General features: G+C 50.5%; 15 protein-coding genes and 1 other RNA gene. 9 read left to right on the top strand and 7 right to left on the bottom strand.

The features are described from left to right. Positions 1–111: 111 nt before the first annotated feature. Both C2U41_RS19320 and agaR read left to right on the top strand, forming a co-directional pair. Positions 112–918 carry a DeoR family transcriptional regulator gene (locus C2U41_RS19320; protein WP_003024922.1) on the top strand — a complete coding sequence of 269 codons (807 nt, stop codon included), beginning with the start codon at positions 112–114 and terminating at the stop codon, positions 916–918. Between the two features lie 324 nt (positions 919–1,242). Further along, positions 1,243–2,013: a transcriptional repressor AgaR gene (agaR, locus tag C2U41_RS19315; RefSeq protein WP_003024920.1), complete on the top strand. Its 771-nt coding sequence runs from the start codon at positions 1,243–1,245 to the stop codon at positions 2,011–2,013. Positions 2,014–2,050: 37 nt separating this feature from the next. Here agaR and C2U41_RS19310 read toward each other — a convergent pair whose 3' ends face one another. Then, positions 2,051–2,971, bottom strand: coding sequence for an ROK family protein (locus tag C2U41_RS19310; protein WP_003844861.1), 921 nt, complete (start codon positions 2,969–2,971; stop codon positions 2,051–2,053). Between the two features lie 18 nt (positions 2,972–2,989). Then, complete coding sequence (locus C2U41_RS19305; RefSeq protein ID WP_103848539.1) at positions 2,990–4,246, bottom strand: Gfo/Idh/MocA family protein; 1,257 nt, start codon at positions 4,244–4,246, stop codon at positions 2,990–2,992. 44 nt (positions 4,247–4,290) lie between these two features. Between C2U41_RS19305 and C2U41_RS19300 the strand changes: the two genes are divergently transcribed. Both C2U41_RS19300 and C2U41_RS30015 read left to right on the top strand, forming a co-directional pair. Beyond that, positions 4,291–5,271: an IS5-like element ISKpn26 family transposase gene (locus tag C2U41_RS19300; RefSeq protein WP_104427091.1), complete on the top strand. Its 981-nt coding sequence runs from the start codon at positions 4,291–4,293 to the stop codon at positions 5,269–5,271. Then, complete coding sequence (locus C2U41_RS30015; RefSeq protein WP_308457689.1) at positions 5,253–5,450, top strand: hypothetical protein; 198 nt, start codon at positions 5,253–5,255, stop codon at positions 5,448–5,450. The genes C2U41_RS19300 and C2U41_RS30015 overlap by 19 nt, the downstream gene beginning before the upstream one ends. 32 nt (positions 5,451–5,482) lie before the next feature. Here the strand turns inward: C2U41_RS30015 and C2U41_RS19290 are convergent, their stop codons facing one another. From C2U41_RS19290 to garD, 5 genes are all read right to left on the bottom strand, one after another. Next, the gene (locus tag C2U41_RS19290) at positions 5,483–6,589 is read right to left on the bottom strand and encodes an ABC transporter ATP-binding protein (RefSeq protein ID WP_032938308.1); all 1,107 of its coding nucleotides are present in this window, start codon (positions 6,587–6,589) and stop codon (positions 5,483–5,485) included. Positions 6,590–6,600: 11 nt separating this feature from the next. Further along, entirely contained in the window at positions 6,601–7,425 is an 825-nt protein-coding gene (locus C2U41_RS19285) for a carbohydrate ABC transporter permease (protein ID WP_003024907.1), read from the bottom strand. Positions 7,426–7,435: 10 nt separating this feature from the next. After that, positions 7,436–8,380, bottom strand: coding sequence for a carbohydrate ABC transporter permease (locus tag C2U41_RS19280; protein WP_103848559.1), 945 nt, complete (start codon positions 8,378–8,380; stop codon positions 7,436–7,438). A 78-nt stretch (positions 8,381–8,458) separates the two neighbouring features. Beyond that, entirely contained in the window at positions 8,459–9,718 is a 1,260-nt protein-coding gene (locus C2U41_RS19275; RefSeq protein ID WP_103848560.1) for an ABC transporter substrate-binding protein, read from the bottom strand. A gap of 355 nt (positions 9,719–10,073) precedes the next feature. Further along, complete coding sequence (gene garD, locus C2U41_RS19270; protein ID WP_003840016.1) at positions 10,074–11,645, bottom strand: galactarate dehydratase; 1,572 nt, start codon at positions 11,643–11,645, stop codon at positions 10,074–10,076. 403 nt (positions 11,646–12,048) lie between these two features. Between garD and garP the strand changes: the two genes are divergently transcribed. The 5 genes from garP to rnpB all read left to right on the top strand — a co-directional run bounded on the left by garP (position 12,049) and on the right by rnpB (position 16,710). Further along, positions 12,049–13,383, top strand: coding sequence for a galactarate/glucarate/glycerate transporter GarP (gene garP, locus C2U41_RS19260; protein WP_003024898.1), 1,335 nt, complete (start codon positions 12,049–12,051; stop codon positions 13,381–13,383). Between the two features lie 15 nt (positions 13,384–13,398). After that, entirely contained in the window at positions 13,399–14,169 is a 771-nt protein-coding gene (gene garL / locus C2U41_RS19255) for a 2-dehydro-3-deoxyglucarate aldolase (RefSeq protein WP_003840018.1), read from the top strand. A 30-nt stretch (positions 14,170–14,199) separates the two neighbouring features. After that, positions 14,200–15,090 carry a 2-hydroxy-3-oxopropionate reductase gene (garR, locus tag C2U41_RS19250; RefSeq protein WP_003840019.1) on the top strand — a complete coding sequence of 297 codons (891 nt, stop codon included), beginning with the start codon at positions 14,200–14,202 and terminating at the stop codon, positions 15,088–15,090. A gap of 65 nt (positions 15,091–15,155) precedes the next feature. Next, positions 15,156–16,301 carry a glycerate 2-kinase gene (garK, locus tag C2U41_RS19245; protein WP_003024885.1) on the top strand — a complete coding sequence of 382 codons (1,146 nt, stop codon included), beginning with the start codon at positions 15,156–15,158 and terminating at the stop codon, positions 16,299–16,301. Between the two features lie 32 nt (positions 16,302–16,333). Further along, an RNA gene (gene rnpB, locus C2U41_RS19240) (RNase P RNA component class A) lies at positions 16,334–16,710 on the top strand. Positions 16,711–17,221 lie beyond the last annotated feature (511 nt).

Below are 17,221 nucleotides of genomic sequence, written 5' to 3'. Positions count from 1 at the left end.
CAGCGTAAGTTCGTCCGGCTCTTCCCTGCTTGCGGGGCTTGCATTCGCGCAAAAGAAAGGCGTTAATAGACAAAACGAAATAAAACGAAAGGTTCAACTAAAGGATTTCTTATGAGTAACACCGAGTCCTCTGCAGACAAGCGCGTTATTGGCACCAGCGAAAGACGTGAGCAGATCATCCAGCGGTTACGGCAACAGGGAAGCGTTCAGGTTAACGATCTTTCCTTATTTTTTGGCGTCTCCACGGTCACTATTCGCAACGACCTCGCCTTTCTGGAAAAGCAGGGGATTGCGGTACGTGCCTATGGCGGAGCGCTAATATGCGAGAGCAATGCGCCTGTTGTGGAGCCTTCTGTTGAAGATAAGAGTTCACTTAATACGGCAGTAAAACGCAGTATTGCCAGAGCCGCCGCAGAGTTAATTCAACCGGGACACCGCGTGATCCTTGACTCCGGCACCACGACCTATGAAATTGCCCGCCTGATGCGCCAGCATACCAATGTCATTGCTATGACTAACGGTATGAATGTCGCCAATGCGCTACTGGAAGCCGAAGGGGTTGAGCTGCTGATGACCGGCGGTCATTTGCGTCGTCAGTCACAATCGTTTTATGGCGATCAGGCTGAGCAGTCGCTACAAAATTATCACTTCGACATGCTGTTTCTTGGCGTTGATGCTATCGATTTAGAGCGTGGTGTTAGCACGCACAACGAAGATGAGGCGCGTCTCAACCGCCGGATGTGTGAAGTGGCTGAACGTATCATTGTCGTTACCGACTCGACGAAGTTTAACCGCTCCAGCCTGCATAAGATTATTGATACCCAGAGGATCCACACCATCATTGTTGATGAAGGCATCCCAGAGGAGAGCTTGCAGGAACTACGCCGCAGCGGTGTTGAAGTGATCATTGTTGAGTAGTCCCGCTCTAAAATTCAAAAATGTGATCCCATTCAATTAAACAAAAACAAACCATAAGCGAGCTTTTTTAGTAGCTCGCTTTCGTTTTTTTGCATGCTTCCCGTCTCTTTCTCGCATCTTACTCGCTTTTGACCTTTTCATTTTTTCGGTTTTCTTCGTTTCGATTTGCTAAAACGAAAGAAAATAGTCAATTTTTGTTAAATTCAACGCTGGGCCAGTGCGCACAAATTCACCTTATTGCTTCTGATGTAATATATTCAAAAGAAAACGAAAGTGCTAAAGCGCTAAAACAAAACAACATGAATATTTGATGGAGCAATAGAAATGCTGGATAACTTAAGACGTCGCGAGCAAATAATTGATCTGCTATGCGATCAGGGTAGCGTTCGTGTCGAGCCACTGAGCGTCCATTTTGGTGTGTCATCGGTTACGATCCGCAACGACTTACGTTATCTGGAACAGAAGGGATGTGTCATGCGCTCCTACGGCGGGGCGGTTCTCAATCAGCACTTTGCCCTTGACCGGCCTTTGCAGGATAAGGACCGGCTGAATCGCGATGTGAAAACGCGTATTGCCGAAAAAGCGGCCAGCTTTGTGAAAGATGGTGACACGTTAATCCTCGATTCCGGTTCGACCACCACGCTCATTCCTCCCATGTTAAAAAATCGCCGCGATCTGGTGGTGATGACCAATGCGCTCAACATAGCATGGGAACTGGCGAATTTTGAGCGCGTAGACGTCATGATTCTGGGAGGGAATGTCAGGCAAAGCGTCTATTCATTGTATGGCCCTTCAGCAGAACACCAGCTTAGACAATACCGGTTTGATAAGCTTTTCTTAGGCGTTGACGGATTCTGCCTGGAAGCGGGAATTACCACGCCACATCCGGGAGAAGCACATCTGAATCAGGTAATGTGTGAAGTTGCGCAGGAGGTCACGGTAGTCGCTGACTCCAGCAAGTTTGGCCGCAAAAGTTTCTGTATGATTAGCGAAATCAGCGGGATTGACCGGGTGATTACCGACAGCGGGATCCCAGAAAATTATCACCGGACGTTAATCCAGCTTGGGGTGGATGTGGTGATTGCGGATGAATAACTGAAATTGCTGGCGAGATTCCCCCGCCAGCAGTTTTTTAGTGGGTCTGCGTACCCTGTTCAACCAGCAGCAATGCGGCACCACGAACCCCGCTGGATGCGCCATGGATGGCCGGGAATACGCGGGCAGGTTCTAATCCCGGGAACAAATAACGTGACATGGCCTGCGGCAGCAACGTATAAATTTCTTCGATGTTGGAAACCCCACCGCCGAGAACAAAAGCATCGACATCCAGAATCAACTGCAATTGCGCCAGCGTACAACCCAACATATCAATCCATGCTTCCATGGTAGTAACGGCGCTGGCATTGCCATGACGATAATGCTCCAGCAGGGTCTCCATTTTGAGTTGTTCTCCGCTGAAGTGTTTGTGGAGCCACAGTAAACCGGGGCCGGATTGATAGCGTTCCAGACACCCTTGTAAGCCACAACCGCACTTCAGTTCCGGCAAGTGATAGCGGCGCATAAACGTTGCTGGAAGCGGTAAATGGCCAAACTCACTGGCCATCCGGTTGCGACCCCGATACAACTGACCGTCAATGACTAATCCTCCGCCCATGCCGGTGCCAATGATGGCACCAAAAATTCTGGAGAACTGGCGAGCCTGCTGGGTATGAGCTTCCGAGAGCGCAAAGCAGCAGCAGTCATTGTCCAGCTCAACCGAACGATTGAGGCGGTTAGCTAAATCGTTCATCACCTGACGTCCGGTCAGGCAGGGCACGTTAGATGACAGTAGTTTTCCGGTATGTCTGTCCATAAGACCGGGCATGCCGATGCCAATTTTTCCTTGCGTTCCTGTCGCCCAGTCGGCGGTATCAATAAGTGAAGTAAAGGTCGAAAGAAAGAGTTCATAATCCTGAACTGGCGTGGCAACGCGCTTACGCCAGCAAACCTGCATTTCCTTATCAAAAGCGACAATTTCAGTTTTGGTTCCACCAATATCAACACCGTAAAACATGCCTCATCTCCTCCGGCTTCACAGCGTAACCAGACTGTTTTCCTTGCGAGCGCGTTCTGCGGCAAAGACCATTAAGTGACTTTCCAGTGACTCATCCGGGCCAGAAAGGATCATATTTTGATCGTTGGCCATCACTGCATGGATAAAACGATCCATCAGGTAGTAATCGCCACCACCATGTCCCCCCATCTGGGTTTGTGTTCCAGCGGCGATCTCCTCGATCTGATGCACTGTTTCTTTGTCTGTCAGGAAATCAAACACCCGGATCTGCTCGCCATCGCCTTCCAGATAACCTCTGGTGCCAAACAGGCGCGTTTTTCGATCTTCCATTTTGGTAAATGCGGTCATGGTAAAGGTCACCGTCTGCTGGTGGGCAAAACGTAAATTAACAACCTGATGATCCACCACATCATTATCACAACGATAAACGCAGCGACCATAAGGCCCATCGCGCAGCGCCTGGCGGACATTTTCTTCGCTGGGATCTGCAGTCAGCACCCGACGGAAGTGAGGAGTGCATTTGTGGTTTTCACCCAGATAAATTTTGCAGGCAGACCAGGGGCAGGTTGCTTCAACCTGACAATCAAGGCAGCGGTCGGCGGCGCCAGCAGGCTGATTCTCTTTCACAAAGTGGCTCAGGCTGCCAAATGATCCTACGTCCTTGCAGTTGTCGCCCATGATGTAGCGGATCCAGTCCAAATCATGACAGGATTTCTGTAATAACATAAATGACGATTCTGCTTCATTGCGCCAGTTACCACGTACAAACGAGTGCGCCTGATGCCAGTAACCTACGGGTTCGAGATGCTGCATACTGACAATATCGCCAATTACGCCATCATCAAGCAGTGATTTCAGCTTTTGCGTATAGCGCGTGTACCGCAGGACGTGCGCGACGGCCAGTAATACGTTGTTGCGTTTAACCGCATCAATAATGATCCGGCAATCTTCTGGCGTAGGGGCGAGCGGTTTTTCCAGCAGAATGTGATAGCCGAGATTGGCAAACGCCACGGCAGGATCTTTGTGCATATTATCCTGCGTACAAATAAGTACTACGTCGGCCATTTTGGGTTGGGCCGCAGCCTCTTGCCAGTCACAAAATACGTTATTTGGGGCAATCTTATGCTGTGCGACAAACTGCTGGCGATACGCCTCTCTGGGCTCAGCAACGCCTACTACCTGCATTCTGTCTGGGTGTTCAAGCGCATAGCGAGCATATATTTCTCCGCGCGCACCGGCTCCTACAACTAAGGAAGGTGCGAACAAGTTCCTGATATGAGATCATCATATTCATCCGGAGCGCATCCCAGAGGGACATCATGAGCCATCAACTCACCTTCGCCGATAGTGAATTCAGCACTAAGCGCCGTCAGACCCGAAAAGAGATTTTCCTCTCCCGCATGGAGCAGATTCTGCCATGGCAGAATATGACCGCTGTCATCGAGCCGTTTTATCCCAAGGCGGGCAATGGCCGACGGCCCTATCCGCTGGAGACCATGCTGCGTATTTACTGCATGCAGCATTGGTACAACCTGAGCGACGGTGCCATGGAAGATGCCCTGTACGAAATCGCCTCCATGCGCCTGTTTGCCCGATTATCCCTGGATAGCGCCCTGCCGGATCGCACCACCATCATGAATTTCCGCCACCTGCTCGAGCAGCATCAACTGGCCCGTCAATTGTTCAAGACCATCAATCGCTGGCTGGCCGAAGCAGGCGTCATGATGACCCAAGGCACTTTGGTGGATGCCACCATCATTGAGGCACCCAGCTCTACCAAGAACAAAGAGCAGCAACGCGATCCGGAGATGCATCAGACCAAGAAAGGCAATCAGTGGCACTTTGGCATGAAGGCCCACATTGGTGTCGATGCCAAGAGTGGCCTGACCCACAGCCTAGTTACCACCGCGGCCAACGAGCATGACCTCAATCAGCTGGGTAATCTGCTTCATGGAGAGGAGCAATTTGTCTCAGCCGATGCCGGCTACCAAGGAGCGCCACAGCGCGAGGAGCTGGCCGAGGTGGATGTTGACTGGCTGATCGCCGAGCGTCCCGGCAAGGTAAAAACCTTGAAGCAGCATCCGCGCAAGAACAAAACGGCCATCAACATCGAATACATGAAAGCCAGCATCCGTGCCAAGGTGGAGCACCCGTTTCGCATCATCAAGCGGCAGTTCGGCTTCGTGAAAGCCAGATACAAGGGGCTGCTGAAAAACGATAACCAACTGGCGATGTTATTCACCCTGGCCAACCTGTTTCGGGTGGACCAAATGATACGTCAGTGGGAGAGATCTCAGTAAAAACCGGAAATAACGCCAGAAATGGTGGAAAAAATAGCCTAAATAGGCTGATTCGATGTGTTTGCGGGAAAAAAATCGGCCCAGATCCGCGAAATTTTAATCAGCGAGTCAGCTTGGGAAGAAATGACCTGCTTATTCGCACCTTCCCTAATACGGTCACTTTATTCGCACACATATAAACCTCTCATTTTTCACTTAGCCTGAATAACGGTTAGGCCAAATTTTCTTCATTTTTTTTATCAAACAAAAAGGCGGCTTCCAGATTAAATTTCACTTTGATAGATTCGCCGGGCAGAGGGGCCCAGTCGGGTGAGGAGTTAATACGTAAGATCATATGTTGCTCACCAATATCAAAATGCAGAAGGTCTTCGTTGCCCATCCTTTCTACGTTGGTAATGTGCGCATCGAACGCAGAGACGTCATGCTGCGAGGCTAACTGAATGGCCTCTGACCGGATGCCGAACCAGACGCTGGAGTGCGGATATTGCTCCAGTAGGTTACTCAAGCGTGTATTTAATGGCAGGATTAAATTATCAGCCAGGCGCAGACCACGAGTGCCGGGTTCAATATCAAGCAGCATAATATTCATTGCCGGATTACCAATAAAACCAGCAACAAATTTATTCCTGGGGTGATGGTAGATATTTCCTGGGGTATCCACCTGCATAATACGACCGCCATTAAGAACGCAAATCCTGTCTCCCATCGTCATCGCTTCAATCTGATCGTGCGTGACGTACACCATGGTTGCGCTCACGCCTTCGTGACGCAGTTGTCGATGCAGTTCTGTCAGCCGCACGCGCATTGAAACACGCAGCTTTGCATCCAGGTTGGAAAGTGGCTCATCAAACAAAAAAACGTCTGGCTTACGCACGATGGCCCTGCCAACGGCAACGCGCTGACATTGACCGCCCGAAAGTTGGCCGGGCTTTTTATCGAGTAATGTCTCTATTTCCAGCTTGTGTGCAGCTTCCCGTACGCGGATATCAATCTCTTCTTTGCTCATTTTCCCTAACAGACTGAATGCCATATTTTTATAAATCGTCATGTGGGGATAGAGGGCATAATTTTGGAAGACCATGGCAACGCCTCGCTCCTTTGGTAGCAGGTCGTTGACGCACTTCTCTCCGATTGCGATATGACCATGAGTGATATCTTCCAGACCTGCAATCATGCGCAGCAGCGTTGATTTGGCGCAGCCTGATGGCCCGACAAACACCATGAATTCGCCATCGTGGATTTCAAGATCAACGCCATGGATCGCCTGGAAGCCATTGGGATAGACTTTGCTTACTGCCTGTAATTGAATACCTGACATAACACTGCCCCTTATCCTTTAATTCCGGCACCAGCGATGCCGCGAATAAAATAGCGCTGGAAGAAGATATAAAGTAACAACATCGGGATAATCGCCAGCAATGCGCCCGCCATTAACATCGGATATTCCACGCCTGAGCGTCCGGAAAGTGAGGCTAACCCCACCGGTAATGTCATTTTATCCATGGAGGTGTTGACGATCAGCGGCCACATTAAGTTATTCCAGCTCCACAATCCGTTAATAATGACGCAGGCAATCAGCCCTGGTTTAATTAATGGCAGCATAATTTTGAAGAAAATAGTCAGATGGTTATACCCATCCATAATGGCTGCCTCTTCCAGTTCTTTAGGTACTGACAGAAAAAACTGACGCAATAAAAAGGCGCTATATATGCTGAATAAACCCGGTAGCACCAGCCCAGGAATTGAGTTCAGCAAACCGATTTTTTCAACGGTTAAAAACTGTGGGATTAAAAAGATCTGACCGGGCACCATCAGAATTGAAATACACAGCATAAACAGGACATCTCGCCCTTTAAAACGCAGTCGGGAGAAACCGTACGCTGCCATTGCCGCAATCAGCGTCTGCAAAATGACGATGACCAACGTGGAGACGATCGAGTTAAAGTAAAAGCTGCCAAAAGGCATTTCATGCAAGATTTTACCGTAAGCCTGAAACCCTGGGTTGGCAGGTAGCAGGATCGGCGGAAAGGCGATGCTTTCTGCCTGGGTTTTAAAAGAGGTGATGATCATCCAGATGAAGGGAACCACAGTTACCAGCGTCGCGAGGATCATCAAGCCGTAAATTAGCCATTTTTCACGTTTAGTCATGAACATCGTGGTTGCCTCACTGTGCTTTAAGTCGTTTACCAATCCATATTTGCAGCAGCGTCAGGACCATCGTGATAACGAAAATCACCACGGCGATCGCTGAGGCATACCCTTTTTCATGGTAGATAAAGGCGTATTTATAGAAGAGATAGGCGATAGTCATCGTCTGATCGTCCACCATGGATGAACTGCCAAACAGCAGATAAACCACATCGAAAATTTGCAGCGTTTCGATAAAAGAGATCACCAGTACGAAAAACAGCGTGGGGATCATTAGCGGTAAGGTAATAGACCAGAACCCACGCAATTTGCTGATGCCATCCAGCGACATCGCTTCATAAATTTGTTTGGGGATCCCCTGTAATCCAGCGAGCAGAATGATCATCTTCAGCGCAATAGCCGACCAGATGATAACCAACGAGGCGCTCAGGCGGACGACATCGGGATCGGATAACCAACCGATGGCCGGAAGATCGAAAAAGGCCAGGATCTGATTAATTAAGCCGAAGTTTCGGTTCATCAACCACTGCCAGACCATAGCAATGGCCGCAGGCATAGTGACAGCGGGCAGAAATAATAGCGTGCGAAACAACCACTGACCGCGAATCGCCTGATTCAGGCCAATTGCGAGCAGTAATGACAAAACGGTGATTATCGGTACGCAAATAAAAACATAGGCCAAGGTGTTATATATTGCTGAACGAAACTCATCATCGCTGAATAAATTAATATAGTTATCTAAGCTGATCGTCGTCCAGATCTGAAACTCGCCCAGGTCGGTGAAACTATAAAAAACGTTCTGGAAGAATGGAGTAAAGTAAAAAACAATTAACCCCGCCAGTAACGGCATAATCATTATCCATCCCCAGAAGCGTTCTTCTTTTTCCAGCTTGGTCAGGGATTTTTTTTGCGCCTCTCTGGCCGGTAATCGTGGGGATGCAGCTTCATCTGAATAGCTCATACAGACTCCGGGATGCTCACTGTGCAACCAAAATATATTGCGCGGGCGAAAGCGAGAGGGAGCATGGCTCCCTCAGGATTATTTCTGCATTTCTCGTTCAACGCGTTTAGCAACACCAGGCATGACTTTCTCTGGGTCAGTACCCGTCCACACTTTTTTCAAGCCATCATTCAGGATGCTATTCCACTTAGCGGTATTGGAGCCTGCGGTTGGATATTTATGTGAGAAAGCCAACGAATCGATATAGGCTGAAACATCAATATCCTTAAAGCCTTCAGCCCACTCTTTGGCCACTTTTTGGTTAGCCGGGATCACGACTTTTCCCGTCGCCAGAGTCTGCTGCGCATGCTCAGAGCTCATGAATTCAATGAACTTCCACGCCGCATCTTTATGCTGACTTTTGGCTGACATAGCAAATGCCAGACTATGGGATACACCTGCCTGCTCTGCCATTTTTGGCATTGGCACTACGCCGATGTGATCCTTAATCAGCTCATTTTGAGAGAAGGGTAATGCCCACCATGAGCCTGCGTAGACCATGGCTACCCGGTTTGACTGGAAGACGTCTGAGGCTTCCATCTCGCCTGGCGGTTGGATTAGTCCCGCGTTCAGCATGCCTTGAACATCGCGATAGACGGCGATAGCTTTGTCATTGGCAACATCCGTTTTGCCCTCAGGTAGTACAATCTTATCCCCGGCCTGTAATAGCAGGTTAAAGTAACTATCCTGTCCGCTGCTGAATTCCATTGCCAGTGGATAAGACTGTTTATCCAGCCCTTTACGCAACTGCTCTGATTTTTGTTTTAAATCGTCCCATGTCCAGTTGTTATCGGGATAGCTCACACCAGCCTGATCGAACATTTTTTTATTGTACCAGACGGCAATTGCATCAATATCCCTTGGGATGGCATATTGTTGCGACTGGTATTGGTAGGCATCGACTGAGCTTTTAACAAAATCATCCAGTTTCGGCGCTGATTTATCTTTCAGATAATTACCCAGTGGTTCCAGCATGCCATTTTTCACATATTGCTGGAAATTAGGCATGTTCATCCAGAATACATCCGGTGCTACATTTCCACCGACTGCTGAACTGAGTTTGATAAAATACTGGTCATAAGGAGTTAGTTCAATTTCGACCTTAATTCCGGGGTTGTCTTTTTCAAATTCATTAACGAGCTGTTGTTCGCCAGGGAGTTGATTGCGGTCCCATAACGTGTAGCGTAATTTAACAGGCTTTGCGTCCGACTGGCCTTCAGCACTCGCGAAGACAGGAGTTGCCAGTAAACAGGAAATAAGACAAGCCAATGCGACATTATTTTTATTCAGGGTATACATAACTTCCCTCTTTATTCAGGTCAGAATGCTTATGAGGTAAATTACAGCAGCCTATGAATAATCTGTTTTACACCGGAGAAAGTCAAAGCAGTAAAAAAGAGGGGATTATCGCATTAAAACAAGGTCGTCTTTCGGTAGGTTTCTCTTTTATCAAAACGAAAATATAACGTAAAACAATGTTGGTATTATTTCTTTTAATTTCATATCGTTAGGTTCATTTGGCAGGTTTGAATCGAAAAAAACAGATGTTTAAAAAAACCTCTTAAAATGCGAACGTTATCACTTAATTTGTTAAAGCATCGACATTAAAAACGGGGACAAATCCCCGTTTTTTCGTTGGCTTTCGTTTCGATAATCAGGTCACTGGCGCCGGGTTAAACACCGCCAGTTGGTTATGCAGTCCCCACTGATCTGAGAAGGTTTTCTTACGTCCGCTGGCGACGTCGAGAATAAACTCGAACAGTTTCAGACCCACGTCTTCAATGGTTTCTTCTCCGGTAGCGATGGTACCGGCGTTGATGTCCATCAGGTCAAACCAACGATTGGCCAACTCCGTGCGTGTCGCCATTTTAATCACCGGCACGGCCATCAGGCCATACGGCGTACCGCGACCGGTGGTAAAGACTTGTACTGTGATCCCGGAAGCAACCTGTTGCGTACCGCAGACAAAATCGCTGGCGGGGGTGGCAGCGTAAATCAGGCCACGTTTGGTTGGACGCTGTCCCGGCGACAAGACTTCGACAATCGCGCTCTTGCCCGACTTCGCAATAGAACCCAGTGCTTTTTCCACCACGTTTGCCAGACCGCCTTTCTTGTTGCCCGGTGATGGGTTGGCGCTCCGGTCAGTCTTGCCCATATCCAGGTAGTTGTCGTACCAGGCCATCTCCTCGAGCAGGCGTTTACCAACCTCTTCGTTAATCGCGCGCGGGGTCAGAAGGTGGATGGCATCGCGTACTTCGGTGACTTCGGAGAACATCACTGTCGCGCCACAGCGTACTAACAGGTCGGAGGCATAACCTACCGCTGGATTGGCCGTCACGCCGGAAAACGCATCGCTGCCGCCGCACTGCATGCCGACCACCAGTTCTGATGCCGGGCAGGTTTCACGCTGGCGCTGATTGAGCTTTGCCAGATGGTGTTCGGCCACCTGCAAAATATCGGCAACCATTGATTGAAAGCCGACGTGTTTTTCATCCTGCAGGCTGACGATGCTGGCGCTGTCGACCGGAATGCTTTTTACATCGTGCGTACCTTCCAGCAGGCGCTCTGGCTGCAGTTTTTCACAGCCGAGGCCAATGACCATTACCTCACCGCCAAAGTTAGGGTTCAGCGCAATATTATGAATAGTTCGAATGGGCACGATGGCGGCTGGAGCGTTAATCGCCACGCCGCAACCGTACAGATGATTGAGCCCCACCACACCGTCAACATTCGGGTATTTGGGCAGCAGGTCGCGTTCAATGATTTTCACTACATAGTCCACCACGCCCGCCACGCAGTGCACGCTGGTGGAGATGCCGAGCAGATTCTTGGTGCCAACGCTACCGTCAACATTGCGGTAACCTTCGAAGGTATAACCCTCGAGAGGCGGCAGCGGCTCAGGCACTTTAGTTGCCAGCGGCAGCGTCTCCAGCGGCGGAGCCTTGGGCAGCTCAACCATTGATTCATCAATCCAGCTGCCGCGTGGGATGTCGCGAACGGCATAGCCTATCACTTCGCCATAACGCACGATTTCGCCATGAACAGGAATATCCACGAGCGCCACTTTATGACCCTGGGGAATATGTTCAATGAGTTCCAGTCCGTCCGGAAAACGCGTTCCGGCTTTCAGGCCATTGTCATTGACAATTATCGCCACATTATCTGTTTCGTGAACTTTAATATAAAACGCCGTTGGCGATTCTTGTCTAATTTCGATGTCGGCCATTGTCCAGTATTCTCCAACAAGTGGTGATAATAGTGTGGATATTTATATTTTGAATCTCATTTTCAGTAATAAAGATTCGGTATCGTGAAATAAGAATGTCAGGAGTTTATCGTGAAGAATGTGACAATGATCACTTAAACTCAGCAAGACCGCACCAGCAGGGGTAGCAATACGTAAATGTGTGGATTAGCGCCCATGTATGTGTGCATATGCCCAAAACATTATTTTCATAACGCATATTTAATGAGCGCTTGCACAATGATTAACGTTGCACTGCTGATTATACTAAATCACGGTTTCATTGCGTCTGATAAATTATTATACGTTTTTATTATCGGTAATTTATCACCAGGGATATCTGCCAAATAATAATAAAAACTTTTATGTACCCGAGGTAATTAGAATGATACTGGATACAGTTGTCGAGAAAAAGAAAGGTACGCACACCCGTTACTTAATATTGCTAATAATATTTATTGTTACCGCCGTTAACTATGCGGACCGTGCCACGCTATCTATTGCCGGCACGGAAGTGGCGAAAGAGTTGCAGCTCAGTGCCATTTCAATGGGTTACATTTTCTCCGCCTTCGGTTGGGCTTACCTGTTGATGCAAATCCCTGGCGGCTGGCTGCTGGATAAGTTCGGTTCGAAGAAAGTCTACACTTACAGTCTGTTCTTCTGGTCGCTGTTCACCTTTCTGCAGGGTTTTGTCGATATGTTCCCGCTGGCCTGGGCGGGTATTTCAATGTTCATCATGCGTTTCATGCTGGGCTTCTCGGAAGCGCCGTCCTTCCCGGCGAACGCCCGTATTGTGGCCGCCTGGTTCCCGACGAAAGAGCGCGGTACGGCATCTGCGATTTTTAACTCCGCACAATATTTCTCCCTGGCGCTGTTTTCGCCGCTGCTGGGCTGGCTGACCTTTGCCTGGGGCTGGGAGCACGTCTTTACCGTGATGGGCGTTATCGGTTTTGTGCTCACCGGCCTGTGGGTAAAGTTTATTCATAACCCAACCGATCACCCGCGTATGTCGCAGGAAGAGCTGAAGTTTATCTCTGAAAACGGCGCGGTCGTGGATATGGACCATAAAAAGCCCGGCGATGTGAAATCAGGTGGTCCTAAACTGCATTATATCAAGCAGTTGCTGACAAACCGCATGATGCTTGGCGTGTTCTTCGGACAGTATTTTATCAACACTATCACCTGGTTTTTCCTTACCTGGTTCCCGATTTACCTGGTACAGGAAAAAGGCATGTCGATCCTGAAAGTCGGTCTGGTGGCGTCGATTCCTGCGCTGTGCGGATTTGCCGGTGGCGTGCTCGGCGGTGTGTTCTCTGATTATCTGATTAAACGTGGCTTCAGCATCACCCTGGCACGTAAGCTGCCGATTGTGCTCGGAATGTTGCTCGCGTCGACCATTATTCTGTGTAACTACACCGATAACACCACTCTGGTGGTTGCGCTGATGGCGCTGGCGTTCTTCGGCAAAGGCTTCGGCGCGCTGGGTTGGCCGGTGATTTCCGATACCGCGCCGAAAGAAATCGTTGGTCTGTGCGGTGGGGTATTTAACGTATTTGGCAACGTAGCCTCTATCGTCACCCCGCTGGTGATTGGTTATCTGGTGAGCGAGCTGCACTCATTTAATGCTGCGCTGATGTTTGTAGGGTGTTCGGCGCTGATGGCAATGGTTTGCTACCTGTTTATTGTCGGTGACATTAAACGTATGGAATTGCAGAAATAAACAAAGGTATAGGCGATGAATAACACGATTTTCCCGAATAAGTTTAAAGCGGCCCTCGCGGCGCAACAGATTCAGATTGGCTGCTGGTCTGCATTGGCCAGCCCAATCAGTACCGAAGTTTTAGGCCTGGCGGGTTTTGACTGGCTGGTACTGGATGGCGAACACGCGCCGAACGATATCTCGACGTTTATCCCGCAATTGATGGCGCTGAAAGGCAGCGCCAGCGCGCCGGTCGTACGCGTGCCGACCAACGAGCCGGTGATTATCAAGCGCCTGCTGGATATTGGGTTTTACAACTTCCTGATCCCGTTCGTTGAGACACAAGAAGAGGCGGTGAACGCCGTGGCGTCGACCCGCTATCCGCCGGAAGGTATTCGCGGCGTGTCCGTCTCCCATCGCGCCAATATGTTTGGCACCGTACCGGACTACTTTGCGCAATCGAATAAGAACATCACCATCATCGTGCAGATCGAAAGTCAGCAGGGCGTTGATAACGTTGACGCCATCGCGGCGACCGAAGGTGTAGACGGTGTCTTCGTCGGCCCAAGCGATCTGGCTGCGGCGCTAGGCCATCTCGGCAATGCGTCACATCCTGATGTGCAGAAAGCTATCCAGCACATTTTTGCCCGCGCGAAAGCACATGGCAAACCAAGCGGAATTCTGGCGCCGGTAGAGGCGGATGCGCGTCGTTATCTGGAATGGGGCGCGACCTTTGTTGCTGTTGGCAGCGACCTTGGCGTGTTCCGTTCAGCCACGCAGAAACTGGCTGATTCTTTTAAGAAATAACCACCATCGACAGTAGAGAGAGATAAAGACATGACAATGAAAGTTGGTTTTATTGGCCTCGGTATTATGGGTAAACCAATGAGTAAAAACCTCCTCAAGGCAGGTTACTCGTTGGTGGTTGCTGACCGTAACCCGGAATCCATTGCGGAAGTCATTGCCGCTGGTGCAGAAACCGCCGCCACGGCGAAAGATATTGCTGAGCAGTGCGACGTGATCATCACCATGCTGCCGAACTCGCCGCATGTTAAGGAAGTGGCGCTGGGTGAAGGCGGTATTATTGAAGGGGCGAAACCGGGCACAGTGCTTATCGACATGAGCTCCATTGCACCGTTGGCCAGCCGTGAAATTAGCGACGCGCTGAAAGCGAAAGGCGTGGATATGCTGGATGCGCCGGTCAGCGGCGGCGAGCCAAAAGCGATTGATGGTACGTTGTCGGTAATGGTCGGCGGCGATAAAGCGATTTTCGACAAGTATTACGATCTGCTGAAAGCGATGGCTGGCTCAGTGGTACATACCGGCGACATTGGCGCGGGTAACGTCACTAAGCTGGCGAACCAGGTGATTGTAGCGCTGAACATTGCGGCGATGTCTGAAGCGCTGACGCTGGCGACCAAGGCGGGTGTGAACCCGGATCTGGTGTATCAGGCGATCCGTGGCGGACTGGCCGGAAGCACCGTGCTGGACGCGAAAGCGCCGATGGTCATGGACCGCAACTTTAAGCCAGGTTTCCGTATTGACCTGCATATCAAAGATTTGGCGAATGCGCTGGACACTTCTCATGGGGTCGGCGCGCAGTTGCCGCTGACTGCTGCAGTCATGGAGATGATGCAGGCGCTTCGCGCAGATGGGCTGGGCACCGCCGATCACAGCGCGCTCGCATGCTACTACGAAAAACTGGCGAAAGTGGAAGTCACACGCTAACAAGAAGGGCGCGGATGTGCGCCCTGTATTTCTTGCCTTGCGCGGCACAGTCAGGCTACATAACTATGAAAATCGTAATTGCCCCAGACTCTTATAAAGAAAGTCTATCTGCCACTGAGGTCGCTCAGGCAATAGAAAAAGGATTTCGGGAAATATTTCCCGATGCGCAATATGTTTCAGTTCCGGTGGCCGACGGCGGCGAAGGAACGGTCGAAGCCATGATTGCCGCCACGCAAGGGAGTGAATATTCCGCGTGGGTAACGGGGCCGCTGGGCGAAAAAGTGAATGCCTGCTGGGGCATGTCCGGAGATGGTAAAACTGCGTTTATCGAAATGGCGGCAGCCAGTGGTCTGGCGTTAGTACCTCCTGATAAGCGTAACCCGTTAGTCACCACGTCACGTGGTACCGGGGAATTGATTTTGCAGGCGCTGGATAGCGGGGCGCAGAGCATTATTATCGGCATTGGCGGTAGTGCAACCAACGACGGCGGCGCGGGTATGGTGCAGGCTCTGGGCGCGAAACTTTGCGACGCTAACGGGACAGAGATTGGCTACGGGGGCGGCAGTCTGATGAGCCTCAACAGCATCGACATTTCCGGTTTGGATCCGCGATTAAAAACCTGCTCCATTCGCGTGGCCTGCGATGTGACCAATCCGCTCACAGGTGATACTGGCGCTTCGCGCATCTTCGGCCCGCAGAAAGGGGCGACGGAAGAACGCATTCTCGAACTGGACCGAAATTTGTCTCACTACGCCGACATCATTAAAAAATCGCTGCGGGTAGACGTGAAGGATGTTCCCGGGGCGGGGGCTGCCGGTGGTATGGGCGCCGCGTTAATGGCATTTTTAGGCGCGGAGCTGCGCAGTGGGATAGAGATTGTGACTCAGGCCCTCAATCTGGAAGAGCATATTCACGACTGTACGCTGGTGGTGACCGGCGAAGGACGCATCGACAGCCAGAGTATTCACGGCAAAGTGCCGGTTGGCGTGGCGAATGTCGCGAAGAAATACCACAAACCGGTAATTGGTATTGGCGGCAGCCTGACGCGCGATGTGGAAGTGGTGCATCAATATGGTATCGATGCGGTGTTTAGCGTATTGACCAGCATCAGCACGCTGGAAGAGGCCTTCCGTGGGGCATTTGATAATATTTATCGCGCCTCAAGAAACATCGCCGCCACGTTAGCGATAGGAATGCGCAGTGCGGGGTGACATTACCCCGCAAACCCTCTATACTGCGCGCCGAAGCTGACCAGACAGTCGCCGCTTCGTCGTCGTCCTCTTCGGGGGAGACGGGCGGAGGGGAGGAAAGTCCGGGCTCCATAGGGCAGGGTGCCAGGTAACGCCTGGGGGGGAAACCCACGACCAGTGCAACAGAGAGCAAACCGCCGATGGCCCACGTAAGTGGGATCAGGTAAGGGTGAAAGGGTGCGGTAAGAGCGCACCGCGCGGCTGGTAACAGTCCGTGGCACGGTAAACTCCACCCGGAGCAAGGCCAAATAGGGGTTCACAAGGTACGGCCCGTACTGAACCCGGGTAGGCTGCTTGAGCCAGTGAGCGATTGCTGGCCTAGATGAATGACTGTCCACGACAGAACCCGGCTTATCGGTCAGCTTCACTCTTTATAAAACCCCGCTTCGGCGGGGTTTTTGCTTTCCGGATAGGCCAGATGAATGACTGTCCACGACGCTATGCTCAAAAGAACGCGGCTTCTCGGTCAGCTCCACTCTTTATAAAACCCCGCTTCGGCGGGGTTTTTGCTTTCCGGATAGGCCAGATGAATGACTGTCCACGACGCTATGCTCAAAAGAACGCGGCTTATCGGTCAGCTTCACTCTTTATGAAACCCCGCTTCGGCGGGGTTTTTGCTTTCCGTATAGGCCAGATGAATGACTGTCCACGACGCTATGCTCAAAAGAACGCGGCTTATCGGTCAGCTTCACTCTTTATAAAACCCCGCTTTGATGGGTTTTTTGCTTTCCGGATAGGCCAGATGAATGACTGTCCACGACGCTATGCTCAAAAGAACGCGGCTTATCGGTCAGCTTCACTCTTTATGAAACCCCGCTTTGATGGGTTTTTTGCTTTCTGGGCAGGTTGTTATGCCTGATGGCGCTGCGCTTATCAGGCCT

Origin of the sequence: Citrobacter freundii complex sp. CFNIH4, assembly GCF_002934505.1 — a bacterium.
Lineage (GTDB): Bacteria > Pseudomonadota > Gammaproteobacteria > Enterobacterales > Enterobacteriaceae > Citrobacter > Citrobacter freundii.
Note: the sequence above shows the minus strand (reverse complement) of the source record. Positions and strands in the feature narration are given on the sequence as shown.

Bases quoted from the DNA above. Each gene is read 5' to 3' on its own strand.
- C2U41_RS19300 (WP_104427091.1), top strand. From the start codon at position 4,291: ATGAGCCATCAACTCACCTTCGCCGATAGTGAATTCAGCACTAAGCGC.
- garK (WP_003024885.1), top strand. From the start codon at position 15,156: ATGAAAATCGTAATTGCCCCAGACTCTTATAAAGAAAGTCTATCTGCC.
- garR (WP_003840019.1), top strand. From the start codon at position 14,200: ATGACAATGAAAGTTGGTTTTATTGGCCTCGGTATTATGGGTAAACCA.
- C2U41_RS19310 (WP_003844861.1), bottom strand. From the start codon at position 2,971: ATGTTTTACGGTGTTGATATTGGTGGAACCAAAACTGAAATTGTCGCT.
- agaR (WP_003024920.1), top strand. From the start codon at position 1,243: ATGCTGGATAACTTAAGACGTCGCGAGCAAATAATTGATCTGCTATGC.
- garD (WP_003840016.1), bottom strand. From the start codon at position 11,645: ATGGCCGACATCGAAATTAGACAAGAATCGCCAACGGCGTTTTATATT.
- C2U41_RS19275 (WP_103848560.1), bottom strand. From the start codon at position 9,718: ATGTATACCCTGAATAAAAATAATGTCGCATTGGCTTGTCTTATTTCC.
- C2U41_RS19290 (WP_032938308.1), bottom strand. From the start codon at position 6,589: ATGTCAGGTATTCAATTACAGGCAGTAAGCAAAGTCTATCCCAATGGC.
- C2U41_RS19320 (WP_003024922.1), top strand. From the start codon at position 112: ATGAGTAACACCGAGTCCTCTGCAGACAAGCGCGTTATTGGCACCAGC.
- C2U41_RS19280 (WP_103848559.1), bottom strand. From the start codon at position 8,380: ATGAGCTATTCAGATGAAGCTGCATCCCCACGATTACCGGCCAGAGAG.
- garL (WP_003840018.1), top strand. From the start codon at position 13,399: ATGAATAACACGATTTTCCCGAATAAGTTTAAAGCGGCCCTCGCGGCG.
- garP (WP_003024898.1), top strand. From the start codon at position 12,049: ATGATACTGGATACAGTTGTCGAGAAAAAGAAAGGTACGCACACCCGT.
- C2U41_RS19285 (WP_003024907.1), bottom strand. From the start codon at position 7,425: ATGTTCATGACTAAACGTGAAAAATGGCTAATTTACGGCTTGATGATC.